Below are 11,010 nucleotides of genomic sequence, written 5' to 3'. Positions count from 1 at the left end.
TAGACGGTGTGGGGGCCCGGGTCCACCGCCACCCCCCACGGGCCCTTGCCGACGGGCACGGTGGCGGTCACGGTGCGCGTCGAGCCGTCGATCACCGACACCGTGTAGTCGCCGTTGTTGCTGACGTAGACGGTGTGGGGGCCCGGGTCCACCGCGCCCGGCTCCTTGCCGACGGGCACGGTGGCGGTCACGGTGCGCGTCGAGCCGTCAATCACCGACACCGTGTTGTCGCCGTTGACGTTGGTGACGTAGACGGTGTGGGGGCCCGGGTCCACCGCCACCCCCCACGGGCCCTTGCCGACGGGCACGGTGGCGGTCACGGTGCGCGTCGAGCCGTCGATCACCGACACCGTGTTGTCGCCGTTGTTGGTGACGTAGACGGCGTGGGGGCCCGGGTCCACCGCCACCCCGCCCGGGTCCTTGCCGACGGGCACGGTGGCGGTCACCGTGCGCGTCGAGCCGTCAATCACCGACACCGTGTTGTCGCCGTTGTTGGTGACGTAGACGGTGTGGGGGCCCGGATCCACCGCCACCCCCCACGGGCCCTTGCCGACGGGCACGGTGGCCCTCACGGTGCGCGTCGAGCCGTCGATCACCGACACCGTGTCGCCGTTGGCGTTGGTGACGTAGACGGTGTGGGTGTCCGGATCCGCCGCCACCCCTTGCGGGCCCTTGCCGACGGGCACGGTGGCGGTGACGCTGTAAGGACCCGGACCTCCGGACGGACCTCGACATCCAGATAGGAACACGGCCAACACTACGACAGCGGTGGCCGCCAGCATGCCGGTGACCACCGGTGTCCGCACGAGCCGCGAGCGTTCTCCGGTTGGTTGATCATCGCCGCTGGCGGTCATATGCGCTCTCCTGGTCGTCTTTTGTTTTTTTTAGTGTGCGCCTGGCACCTACCACGGTATTCGAGTTCGTCGAGTTCGTTGTCGTCGAGCACTCGGACCAGCCGGTGAGGGCGCCCAAGCGCGTCGCTGATCTGATGGGCCAATTCGCGGGCATGGGCTAGCTGATCTGTTCGAGCGGGGCGACCTCCGAGCACCTCCCAGGCGCGCCGGGCCGGCCCGACGACAGCAGCAGCCCCGCGATCATCGCGCCGGCTGACTTTCATCGCGATCGCCTGGGCCTGATTACGCTTTTTGTGTGCTGACTGCCTGGGCCGACGAGAGCGGGTCGCGCCCAGACCTGGATCCAGGTGCATACCTCCTGGCGGCGGGCCGTCAAGCCCAAATCGGCGGTCTAGGTGCCGCCCGCTGCGATCCGGGTTTCGGCGCGGCGCACGAGGCGCAGCAACAGGTTCGCAAGTTGAACGATCTCCGCGGCTTCGACAGGATCGGCGAAGTCGACTGTTCGGTGGCTGGACGGATTCTTGAAGGCGCCGATGGCGCCGGAAAACAGATCCATCGTCGCTACCTGCTCACCGTTGTCACCGTGGAACCGGCGTGACGCCGCGTCGCAGATCTCATTGCCTACCAGAATGTTAGTTACGCACGACGGTACGCAGACTTCGTCGAGATGGTTCGTGCTGCCGAAGCTGCCCGCGTTCCCGGCAATGAAGGCTTCGCCTTGGCTGTCGCCCGGTATCTATACAAGCTGATGGCCTACAAGGACGAGTACGAGGTACCGCGGCTATCTCTTGACGAGAGCATCGATATGCAGGTGCACAAGGTGTTCGGGGCGCGAGCGCGGGTGTCCTACCAGCTCCGGTATCTGCTCCTCGGCCGGCAAGTCCAAGGGCAACGGCTCCAGCGGACACGGCAACCGCTACCTCGCCCGCGTCCTGGGCGAGTCCGCGGTCGTGGCCGGCAGGACCGACTCGTTCCTCGGGGAGCGTTACCGCCGTATCGCCAAACGCCGCGGCAAGAAACGGGCCATCGTCGCCGTCGGTCGCTCGATCCTCGTGATCGTGTGGCACCTGCTGTCCGACGAACAGGCCGTATTCACCGATCTCGGCGCTGATCACTTCACCCGCCACGTCAACTCAGACACCAAGAAGCGCAACCACATTCGCCAACTGGAGGCCCTCGGCTACACCGTCACCCTCACCCCAGCGGCGTAAACCCCATACGGGTCACCATTATTTTCGGATTAGCTGCGTCGATATCGCTTGTCGCGTTGGCCGGAGCTGGACGGGTCTGGAAGTGCTGCGGTATCAACTGCGGTATCAGCTGGACAGCTCACTCGATAGGGAACAGCGGCACCATCGCCGTGGGTTTGCCTGCGCGCATCCTACAGGCCACGGTTAGTAAGAGGCACGGAGCGCGGGAGTGCAGTTCGACGTGCCTCCATCGGCTACTGCGCATCACCACACAACACCACTCTCTCGCTGGTAGAGGCCGGTTTGCGCGGTGGCGCGGTGGCTGTCAATGCTCGGTTTGGAGCCAACCGCGTCGCGGCGTGGCTTTGACAGTCACTGCCCTACCGTTGAGCACAATTTGAGGCCCGGCGAGGGAACCGTCCAGATAGATCATCCCAGGTTCGAAGCAAAGCAGTTGAGTAGAAACCAACTTGACAGCTCACCAAGCCCGACACCAGAAATCTGGCCTTGACGAGTGGTGTTCCCGGTGCCTGAATGTAAGTTAGTTTACTATGCTATCTTTCCCTCAGACCCGACCATGCGCTGTGGCCGGTTTCTGGGCATCGCGCGACGGCTTTCCGTGCCGCCGCGCTTTGTAACGGCTCACCGGGTGGAAGGGCAGTCAGTCATGCGCGCAGTCCGGCCGGCCGGCTTATCGCGGTACCTGGTCCTCGCGGTCGTCGTGCTGTTCGGAGCGGCGTTCGGCCTCGCCTGCGCGGGGCCCAAGACCGCCGCGCAGAACGCGATCATCGTCAACGGCACCAGCGCCGGGCGGACGTTCGGCGGCGTCGGGGCGCTCAGCGGTGGCGGCAACACCCGCCTGCTCACCGACTACCCCGCCGCTCAGCGGCAGCAGATCCTGGATTACCTCTTCAAACCCGGATACGGCGCTGACCTGCAGATCCTCAAGGTCGAGATCGGCGGGGATACGAACTCCACCGACGGCTCGGAGTCCTCGATCGAGCACACCTCGGGCTCGATCAACTGCTCGAACGGCTACGAGTGGTGGCTGATGGGGCAGGCTAAAGCCTTGAATCCGAACATCGAGCTGTACGGGCTGGCCTGGGGCGCGCCCGGGTGGATCGGCGGCGGGAGCTTCTGGTCCACCGACATGATCAACTACCTGGTGGCGTGGCTGGGCTGCGCGGCCTCGCACGGGCTGACCATCAACTACCTGGGCGGCTGGAACGAGCGCGGCTACAACATCTCCTGGTACGAGCAGCTCCGCTCCACGCTGAACGCGGATGGCTACTCGGCCGTGCAGATCGTCGGGGCGGACAAGGACTGGAGCATCGCCACCGACATCGCGGACAACTCCACGTTCGCCAACGCGGTCTCCGTCATCGGCGTGCACTACCCGTGCGCGGACAGTTGCGCGGCCAAGGACGCGTTCGGCCGCACCGCCGCGGCAGGTACCGGCAAGCCGTTGTGGGCCAGCGAGCACGGCTCCGCGGACCTGAACTCCGGCGCTCCCGCGCTGATCCGCTGGATCGTCCGGGGCTACGTGGCCGGCGGTCTGGCCGCGTACATCAACTGGCCGGTGGTAGCCGCGATCTACCCGGACCTGCCCTTCCAGGCCGACGGGCTGGTCCTGGCCAACCAGCCCTGGTCCGGGGCCTACAGCGTGGGCGAGAGCCTGTGGGCCACCGCCCAGGTGACCCAGTTCACCGCACCCGGCTGGCAGTTCCTGAACTCCGGGTCCGGCTACCTGGGCGGGTCGGAATCCAACGGCAGCTACGTCTCGCTGAAGTCCACCGACGGCACCGACTACTCCACGATCATCGAGACGACCACGGCCACCGCCGCGCAGACCGTGAACGTAACCGTGTCCGGTGGGCTGTCCACTTCTGCCGTGCACGTGTGGTCTACCGACGTGGCCGCGCCCACCGCGGCCAACACGTTCGCCCAGCAGGCCAGTATCACCCCGGTGAACGGCACGTACTCGCTCACCGTGCAGCCCGGCTACATCTACACGCTGACCACCACCAGCGGCCAGGGCAAGGGCACCGCCGCCAGCCCGGCCCAGAGCACGCTGAGCCTGCCCTACTCCGACAGCTTCGACAGCGACACGGTCGGCCAGCAGCCGACGTACCTGTCCCAGCAGCAGGGTGCGTTCGAGGTCGAGCCGTGCGCGGGCGGCCGGTCCGGGGACTGCTTGCAGCAGCAGGCGGCCACCCAGCCCATCGTGTGGGCCAACAACGCCATGCCGTACACCATCGGCGGCGACCTGAGCTGGGCCAACTACACCGTGTCTGCGGACGCGCTGATGTCGTCGGCGGGCGCGGTGCAGCTTCTCGGCCGGGTGGGGGCCCAGGACGCGTCGTTCGCCCCGGCCAACATCAACGACTACTACCTCCAGCTCAGTGACACCGGGGCCTGGTCCATCGTGCGCAACAGCAAGGGCGGCGGGCTGACCACGCTGGCCAGCGGCACGGTCACCGCGCCCGGCACCGGGACCTGGCAGCACCTGGCGCTGACGTTCAACGGCTCCAGCATCTCCGCGGCCATCAACGGGACCACGGTGGGCACGGTCACGGACGCCAGCTACGCCTCGGGCATGGTCGGGTTCGGCACGTCCGGCTACCAGACCGACCAGTTCGACAACCTGTCGGTCACGCCCGTCGGCTCGGCCACCCGGACCGGGCCGATCGTGGCGGGCGTGGATACGGCCAAGTGCGTGGACGCCAACGGTGGCTCCAGCGCGAACGGCACCAAGATCCAGCTGTGGGACTGCAATGGCAACGCGTCCTCGCAGAGCTGGATCATGCAGAGCAACGGCACCGTCACCATCAACGGCAATTGCCTGGACATCACGAACGCGAGCACGGCCAACGGCGCCCTGATCGAGGAGTGGACCTGCAACGGCGGCGCCAACCAGCAGTGGCTGGCCGTCAACGGGGAACTGGTCAACCCGTCGTCCGGCAAGTGCCTGGACGATCCCGCGTTCAACACCACCGAGGGCACTCAGTTGGACCTGTGGACGTGTTACGGCGGTTCGAACCAGCAGTGGTGGTAATCACGATCACCGACGCTTTTAATCACAAAAGGCTTGTCGGGCTTGGACGCGGCGAACGTGACCGCCCCGGCGGCTGTGCCTTTCAGGCATGGGGTCACGTTGAGCGGGTTCGCGCGCAGCGTGAACGGCAGCTCGCCGCCGGCGAGGACGGTAGCGGCGATGGTCTGCTCCACCATCGGGGACCTGCCACCATAACGCCCGGATGGTGGCCATGGCTTTTTCGAATCATGCCACCGGCGTGGACCAATCCACACCATAAGGTTCGTTGTTTTCCCGTTCGCCGGTGCCGATACCCTGTCACGCGGGATAGTGTGAGCATGCTCGCAGTGCTGGCCGTTGCGGGCGATTTGTCAGAGGGGTTCAAATGACTCTTAGGGTCAAAGATCGTGTCAGCGATTATCGTTGTATGGTCAGACTTTATCTGAAGACTTTGTCGATGCGCGGCCTGCTGTTCGCGCTCCGGAGCAGGGTGACGCATTCGATCCAGCTGTTGGAAGTGATTCGGCCGGACTGCCGCCACCCGATCCGCTTGCGTGTTCTGTCCTCCGATGTGCCAACGTACGAGCAGGTGTTCTTCGACGGCGAATACGATTTCTCGGTGAAGGCGCCGCCGAAAGTGGTTGTTGATGCTGGAGCCAACATCGGCCTCGCCTCGATCTACTTTACAAACCGCTACCCGCAGGCCAGGATCTTCGCGATCGAGCCGGAGCAAAGCAATTTCGAGCTGTTGAAGGCGAACGTGGCGCCTTATCCGAACATCGTGCCGATCCAGGCCGCGCTGTGGCATCGCAACGAAGAGATCAACCTAGTCGACCCCGGACTCGGGAAGTGGGGCTTCATGACAGACACCAAGGAATCGTCAGAGGGCTTGGGGGCCACCTGTCAAGTGGTGCAAGCGATGACAGTCGACAAGATCATGGCGGACTACGGCCTGCCACGGATCGACATCTTGAAGATCGACATCGAAGGCGCCGAGCGCGAGGTCTTCAGCGACACCTCGGCGTGGATCGACAAGGTGGATTCGGTGATCATTGAACTTCACGAGCGCATGAAGGTGGGCTGCAGCCGCAGCTTCTACTGCGGCTCGAACGGCTTCGATCAGGAGTGGCAGCAGGGCGAGAACGTGTACCTATCGAGGGGAGGCTACCTGACCCGACGCTCGGCGCAGCGCGCTTAATAAAAGAAGATCGCTTGCGGAACAATCGCCGAGGTGCCCGAGGCGCGGGCGGCGGAGTAGCTGCAACACGGTTGGGTCACGCGCTCCTCGGAACCCAAGGGCCGCAAAAAAATGACGACTTCCGCGCACTGTGATGGGGGACCCCCTCGGCACAGACGCACGATGATATGGGCGTCAGATGAAATGTTTCAGGAGCTCGAGGAGGTCCCGATGACGATGGTAGGCGGTTTGGATGTGCACCGGAAGCAGATCACGTTCGATTACGTGGACGATGACGGCTTGGTGCGGTGGGGTCAGATCCGCCCGGTAACACCGCGAAGGGTAACGGCAAAGTTCGAGGCCGACAACGCCCAAGCGGACTGGCGCTAAGTCCCGCGAAAATTCAACTGACAGCCCGTTGCCCGTCGCGCAGCCCCCACGCCACGGCTTAGGGTGCGGCTATGGCGACTAGTGCAACGACAAAGTAGCGGCTCGCCGTCTTTCCGCTGACGGAGGACTGGGAGATCCGGTTCCAGCTTCTCGAACGTCGATGACTGTGCCGTCGTCGCCGATCAGTGCTAATTGCATGGGTTTTGCCTCCAATTCGGAAATTCGGAGCAGATGTACACGAAGTGGACGCCTCACCTGTTGGTGAGGAGCCGGTCGAGGAGGTGGAACGCTTCGACGATCCGATCGGTCGCCGCGTACTGGGCGGCGACCTCGTCCTCGGTGTAGCCGGCATCCAGGTCGGCAGGTTGGGCTTCTAGCGTGGCGACCGCGTCCCGCATTACCGCCATCGCCGCCTTCACGGTGGTCAGCGGCGCGGCTGCGACAGGGCGGAAAGGTTGCAAATTCCACGCCACGTCGACAGGTGTGCATTCGGACATATTTGTTTTCCTTTCTCCTGGTTGCCGTTTCAGGCAAACGCCAGCTAGAGCCCTGCCGAAAACCCGGCGGGCCTCAAATAAGGTTGGGTGTGTTAAACCGTCATGGTGTCCGTCTCGGCTGATACCGCGCCACCGCAGCAGCGAGCAGCACCAGTAATTCCTGGCCGGTGGGCAGCGGAACCCGACGCGCGTATTCGTGGGCGCGCTGGCACTCGTCGGGATTGCCGCATTGACAATCAGATTCAGCGGGCGACGGCCCATCAGGCAGGATCTGATCCAAACGGGAAGCCGTCAACGGTCACCGACGACACGAGCCAGCGGGCACCGTCGTCGGATAACGCCAAATACAGCTTTACGCCGGTTTCGATCCGATGCCCCGGAACAAACACGGGAGGCACGGGCGGCGGGTCAGTAAGGTCCCCGTCCACCGCAGCTAACCGTATCTGGCGGCGAGCCACGCTGTTTCGTTTCATGACTCATGCGCCCTTTCCGTGCAGGACCTTGCGCACGGTCTCGGGAGGCATCCCGGCCTGTAACGCCGTGTCCAGAAGCCGGGCCATCCGGTTACCGGGATCGCAGCGCAACGCAGCCTCCAGGGCGATACCCGCCCGAGGACCGTCGCCGCTCATATACGCACCAAAACCGACCACACCGAGGGCTAGCCCCCGCCACGGGTCAGGCAAACTACGCGCCACCTCCGGATAATCATGTGTTTCTCCGATCTAGGTGAGTTGCCAGGCGTCGTACCCGGCGCGGTGCAGGTTGCGGATCGCACGCATCGCGCCACGTTCGCTACTGAAGACGTCAATGACCACCTTGCTACCCAAGCCGAAAGCGGGACACGCCTTTTCGACCTCCCTGCCCTGAACAGCATGCGCCGAACGCCGTCGCCGTCAAGGCCCTTACGGCCGCCACGCGGTCGGGCTCCGCCCGAGCCTTGACCCCGACGCCTACTTCGACGCGCCCGGCCAGGACAAGGAAGCTCGCAAAATGAGCCAAAACAACACAGCCGTGGGTCTTGACCGGCCCCGCCCCGGCCCCGCTCCTTCAGGAATGACCTGCAGCTATGAGACCGATCGCACCAGGGGAGACCGTGACCGGTTAGCTCATAACCCAGAGGTCGCAGGTTCGAATCCTGTCCCCGCTACCAGGCAAAATGGCCCTCGGAGACGTCTCCGGGGGCCGTTTTCATCGCCGTTGGGAACAGATTTGGGAACATTAGCGTCGCTAATGGTCAGCTGTTGTGTTCGCTGGGATCGCCGGGGTCGCCGATTAGAAACGCCGCGGCCTGTTCTGCGGCGTCGCGGTCATCGCGTCGGATCACGTGGGCATAGGTCTGGAGGAAGAATCCGACGTTGGCGTGACCGATCCGCTCGCTGATCACCTTCGGGTTGATCCCGGCTTTAAGCGGCCCGGTGGCATAAGAGTGCCTCAGATCATGAAATGTTATCCGCGGTAGTCCTGCGGCTGCGGCGAGACGGTCAAAGCGCTGCCTGATGGTGTCGGGGTGAGGTGGCCGGCCGTCCTCGAAGGTGAACACATAGTTGCCCGGGTTGTAGTCGCTGCCGAAGAACTCACGTTCGCGGTTCTGGATCTCGCGCCACCGCTGCAGGGCGGCGGTGGTGACCCGATCGATCGAGATCGTCTGATCGGCGTTCTTTGTCTTGCCGCCTGCCTTATCCCGCGCTTGTCCCCCCCACGACCACCCGGTTGTCATGCACGGTGATATCGCCAGCTGTCGGTACGCATCCCACCAGGCCGCCGACCACCCGGTCAGTTACAGAGCGTCAAAGGCACAACCCAAGGCCTGCAGAATACGTTCTGCTGTCCTCGGCCACGTGTACCACTCGGCATGTCGCCGAGCGAGCGCGCCGATGTGAGCTGCCGCCGCGGGAGCCGACAGTTGTCGCATGGCATCAAGTAACTCCAGCGGTTTATCAGGGTTGACGACGACCCCGCCGTCCCCAATGAGTTCACGGACGCCTCCGACCGTAGTCCCGATTGAAGGAATGCCTGCCCACGAAGCCTCCACAAAGACGAGTGCGGAAGCCTCGTGGGTTGATGGCATGACGTAGCAGGTACTTTGTCGAAAGAGCGCGTCGACCCTCCCCCGCTCAGCAGAAACATCCAATCGAAGCGGTCCGTGCAGCGAGACTCCCGGGCCAGCCTCGCCCGAGTAGGGACCCACGACGTCGAGCGTGGCGGTTGGCTGCCCTGCGCGCAGTTCCCTAAAGGTCCTCACCACAAGCTCTACGTTCTTTCGGCGCCAGTCTTGCGCGACAATGAGAAAGCGCGGGACCGACCAGTCACGATCCGTGGGGGCGGAAATGATGTGGTTGCCGCCCACGCCCACTACATGGACCTTCTCGGCTGGGACCGCATAGTCTTCAATTATTGACTTCCCCGCCCAGTCTGACGTCACGCAGCACGCGTATGCGTTCTTGTATGCAATGCGTTGACGCCGCTTCCACGCTCGCCGCGCACGACTCGCGAACCCCATGAACCATTCGTCGTGGTACCGCTCATGCTGAATGACCGTCATGTCCTCGTACGTCGCGGTGGGAACGTTCGGTTGAATCGTGAGCCCGGTCCCGATTTGTATAACGGCATCGACGCCCTCGATGGACGCGAGCTGTCTACGCGCGATCATTGACTGCAGCGCACATTGCTCGGGATGCAACAACCCCCCACCACGTTCGAGCAGTCGCCGCGGCAGTCGCCCCAGTCGAGCGTTGACGTGATGGAGATCAACGCCCAGGGAGATGAGCCCGTCAGAGAGACCTCGTGGAGTACCCGACCATGAAGCGGGGTCTCGGGCGTCTCCGTCATAAAGGATCACAACTTTCGGCCTCACACGGCCAGACGCTGCTGGAGTGACACAGGAATCTCTCAAGCTCATCTCGAGAATTATGCACACTTCCCAGGGCCGAGGATAGCCCGCATCTCCTCGTCGGCCATTATGGTCACCCCGGTCCACGTGGTTCACAAGCCCCGAGAACGCGCGGCGAGCATGTAGCTCCACCTGGCGGGCATGATCGAACTCCAATACTGGTTGGCGTTTTCGCCCGTCAGCGTGCCGTCACCGTCGATGACCTCGACGCACGGGATCATCAAGACCGGGACCTCGCCGATGTGCTCGGGGACGCGGCGATCAAGTCCCATGTGCGGCGGTACACATCGCCGATCGCGCGACGCTGTTCGGCATCGGTGACCACGATGAAGCTCCAGTTCTGCACGTTGGCCGACGTCGGTGCCTGCACCGCGATCTCCAGGCATTCCCGGATCAGGCCGATGGGAACGGGTTTGGTCAAATCGAGACGTTTGCGCACCGAGCGGGTCGTGGTCAGCAGTGCGTCGGTGGACAAGTCGACGATGGGGTAATCGCTCACGACCTCGGGCGTCCTTTCTCGTGGGCAACCGGATCCTGGTGACGCGCTGTCGGCCGTGCTCGCCCTCGCCCCGGCCCCGCACGGCTTCACTGTGGGCGCGTTCGCCGCGAAGGTCCGCGTCATGACCGGCACCTCCGCCGCCCCGTACAGCATCCGCCAAGCGGCCTACGACCTGCGCAAACTGCGAGGCAAACAGCTCGTCGACAAGCCAGCACGCACGCGCCGCCACCGAGTTCCGGCGCTGGCTGCGCGCACGATCGCCGCCCTGCTCACCCTCCGCGACCAGGTCATCGCTCCGATCCTCGCCGCGGTGCGCAGCCCCCGCATGGGACGCAAACCCGCGCACTGGACACGCGTCGACCGTGACTACGAACGAATCCGCATCGACATGCAAACGCTGTTCACCGACATCGCCCTCCAAACCCTGCTAGCCGCTTGAGGATTCGGCACCAGTCCGCCACTGCACATCACCAACAAAT

The 11,010-nt window shown here is 64.2% G+C and carries 15 protein-coding genes and 1 pseudogene; 6 read left to right on the top strand and 10 right to left on the bottom strand.

Annotated features, from left to right (window positions below; genetic code table 11):
- Positions 1–854, bottom strand: an 854-nt coding sequence (locus VKI00_RS00080; protein WP_324434290.1) for a YncE family protein, incomplete at its 3' end; no start/stop codon positions are given.
- 35 nt (positions 855–889) lie between these two features.
- On the opposite strand from VKI00_RS00080, the gene VKI00_RS00075 reads away from it, so the two are divergent.
- The gene (locus VKI00_RS00075) at positions 890–1,015 is read left to right on the top strand and encodes a hypothetical protein (protein ID WP_324434289.1); all 126 of its coding nucleotides are present in this window, start codon (positions 890–892) and stop codon (positions 1,013–1,015) included.
- A gap of 230 nt (positions 1,016–1,245) precedes the next feature.
- On the opposite strand, the gene VKI00_RS00070 is transcribed toward VKI00_RS00075, so the two are convergent.
- Positions 1,246–1,467: a TIGR02391 family protein gene (locus tag VKI00_RS00070; protein WP_324434294.1), complete on the bottom strand. Its 222-nt coding sequence runs from the start codon at positions 1,465–1,467 to the stop codon at positions 1,246–1,248.
- A 3-nt stretch (positions 1,468–1,470) separates the two neighbouring features.
- Between VKI00_RS00070 and VKI00_RS00065 the strand changes: the two genes are divergently transcribed.
- Both VKI00_RS00065 and VKI00_RS00060 read left to right on the top strand, forming a co-directional pair.
- Positions 1,471–1,965: a DUF6537 domain-containing protein gene (locus tag VKI00_RS00065; protein ID WP_324434292.1), complete on the top strand. Its 495-nt coding sequence runs from the start codon at positions 1,471–1,473 to the stop codon at positions 1,963–1,965.
- Between the two features lie 746 nt (positions 1,966–2,711).
- The gene (locus VKI00_RS00060) at positions 2,712–5,099 is read left to right on the top strand and encodes a ricin-type beta-trefoil lectin domain protein (RefSeq protein ID WP_324434287.1); all 2,388 of its coding nucleotides are present in this window, start codon (positions 2,712–2,714) and stop codon (positions 5,097–5,099) included.
- Here VKI00_RS00060 and VKI00_RS00055 read toward each other — a convergent pair.
- Positions 5,069–5,275, bottom strand: coding sequence for a hypothetical protein (locus VKI00_RS00055; RefSeq protein ID WP_324434286.1), 207 nt, complete (start codon positions 5,273–5,275; stop codon positions 5,069–5,071). The genes VKI00_RS00060 and VKI00_RS00055 overlap by 31 nt on opposite strands.
- A 52-nt stretch (positions 5,276–5,327) precedes the next feature.
- Positions 5,328–5,393, bottom strand: a pseudogene (locus VKI00_RS00050) (hypothetical protein); the annotation flags it as partial.
- Positions 5,394–5,535: 142 nt separating this feature from the next.
- On the opposite strand from VKI00_RS00050, the gene VKI00_RS00045 reads away from it, so the two are divergent.
- Positions 5,536–6,276 carry an FkbM family methyltransferase gene (locus tag VKI00_RS00045; RefSeq protein WP_324434285.1) on the top strand — a complete coding sequence of 247 codons (741 nt, stop codon included), beginning with the start codon at positions 5,536–5,538 and terminating at the stop codon, positions 6,274–6,276.
- A 210-nt stretch (positions 6,277–6,486) separates the two neighbouring features.
- Positions 6,487–6,645 (top strand): hypothetical protein, encoded by a 159-nt coding sequence (locus tag VKI00_RS00040; protein WP_324434283.1) that lies wholly within the window; start codon positions 6,487–6,489, stop codon positions 6,643–6,645.
- 251 nt (positions 6,646–6,896) lie between these two features.
- On the opposite strand, the gene VKI00_RS00035 is transcribed toward VKI00_RS00040, so the two are convergent.
- The 6 genes from VKI00_RS00035 to VKI00_RS00010 all read right to left on the bottom strand — a co-directional run bounded on the left by VKI00_RS00035 (position 6,897) and on the right by VKI00_RS00010 (position 10,531).
- A complete protein-coding gene (locus tag VKI00_RS00035; RefSeq protein WP_324434281.1) occupies positions 6,897–7,142 on the bottom strand; it encodes a hypothetical protein in 246 nt (81 codons plus the stop codon).
- Between the two features lie 476 nt (positions 7,143–7,618).
- Positions 7,619–7,837 (bottom strand): DUF4192 family protein, encoded by a 219-nt coding sequence (locus VKI00_RS00030; RefSeq protein ID WP_414687080.1) that lies wholly within the window; start codon positions 7,835–7,837, stop codon positions 7,619–7,621.
- A gap of 539 nt (positions 7,838–8,376) precedes the next feature.
- Positions 8,377–8,859 (bottom strand): tyrosine-type recombinase/integrase, encoded by a 483-nt coding sequence (locus VKI00_RS00025; RefSeq protein WP_324434279.1) that lies wholly within the window; start codon positions 8,857–8,859, stop codon positions 8,377–8,379.
- Between the two features lie 60 nt (positions 8,860–8,919).
- The gene (locus tag VKI00_RS00020) at positions 8,920–9,792 is read right to left on the bottom strand and encodes a glycosyltransferase family 4 protein (RefSeq protein ID WP_324434277.1); all 873 of its coding nucleotides are present in this window, start codon (positions 9,790–9,792) and stop codon (positions 8,920–8,922) included.
- A 332-nt stretch (positions 9,793–10,124) separates the two neighbouring features.
- Positions 10,125–10,256 (bottom strand): hypothetical protein, encoded by a 132-nt coding sequence (locus VKI00_RS00015; protein WP_324434275.1) that lies wholly within the window; start codon positions 10,254–10,256, stop codon positions 10,125–10,127.
- Positions 10,253–10,531, bottom strand: coding sequence for a nitroreductase family protein (locus VKI00_RS00010; RefSeq protein ID WP_324434274.1), 279 nt, complete (start codon positions 10,529–10,531; stop codon positions 10,253–10,255). Before VKI00_RS00010 ends, VKI00_RS00015 begins: the two co-directional genes overlap by 4 nt.
- Before the next feature lie 55 nt (positions 10,532–10,586).
- Here VKI00_RS00010 and VKI00_RS00005 point away from each other — a divergent pair, with 55 nt between their 5' ends.
- Positions 10,587–10,970 carry a hypothetical protein gene (locus tag VKI00_RS00005; RefSeq protein ID WP_324434273.1) on the top strand — a complete coding sequence of 128 codons (384 nt, stop codon included), beginning with the start codon at positions 10,587–10,589 and terminating at the stop codon, positions 10,968–10,970.
- Positions 10,971–11,010 lie beyond the last annotated feature (40 nt).

Origin of the sequence: Mycobacterium sp., assembly GCF_035314665.1 — a bacterium.
Lineage (GTDB): Bacteria > Actinomycetota > Actinomycetes > Mycobacteriales > Mycobacteriaceae > Mycobacterium.
Note: the sequence above shows the minus strand (reverse complement) of the source record. Positions and strands in the feature narration are given on the sequence as shown.

Bases quoted from the DNA above. Each gene is read 5' to 3' on its own strand.
- VKI00_RS00060 (WP_324434287.1), top strand. From the start codon at position 2,712: ATGCGCGCAGTCCGGCCGGCCGGCTTATCGCGGTACCTGGTCCTCGCG.
- VKI00_RS00055 (WP_324434286.1), bottom strand. From the start codon at position 5,275: ATGGTGGAGCAGACCATCGCCGCTACCGTCCTCGCCGGCGGCGAGCTG.
- VKI00_RS00045 (WP_324434285.1), top strand. From the start codon at position 5,536: ATGCGCGGCCTGCTGTTCGCGCTCCGGAGCAGGGTGACGCATTCGATC.
- VKI00_RS00040 (WP_324434283.1), top strand. From the start codon at position 6,487: ATGACGATGGTAGGCGGTTTGGATGTGCACCGGAAGCAGATCACGTTC.
- VKI00_RS00035 (WP_324434281.1), bottom strand. From the start codon at position 7,142: ATGTCCGAATGCACACCTGTCGACGTGGCGTGGAATTTGCAACCTTTC.
- VKI00_RS00025 (WP_324434279.1), bottom strand. From the start codon at position 8,859: ATGACAACCGGGTGGTCGTGGGGGGGACAAGCGCGGGATAAGGCAGGC.
- VKI00_RS00020 (WP_324434277.1), bottom strand. From the start codon at position 9,792: ATGATCGCGCGTAGACAGCTCGCGTCCATCGAGGGCGTCGATGCCGTT.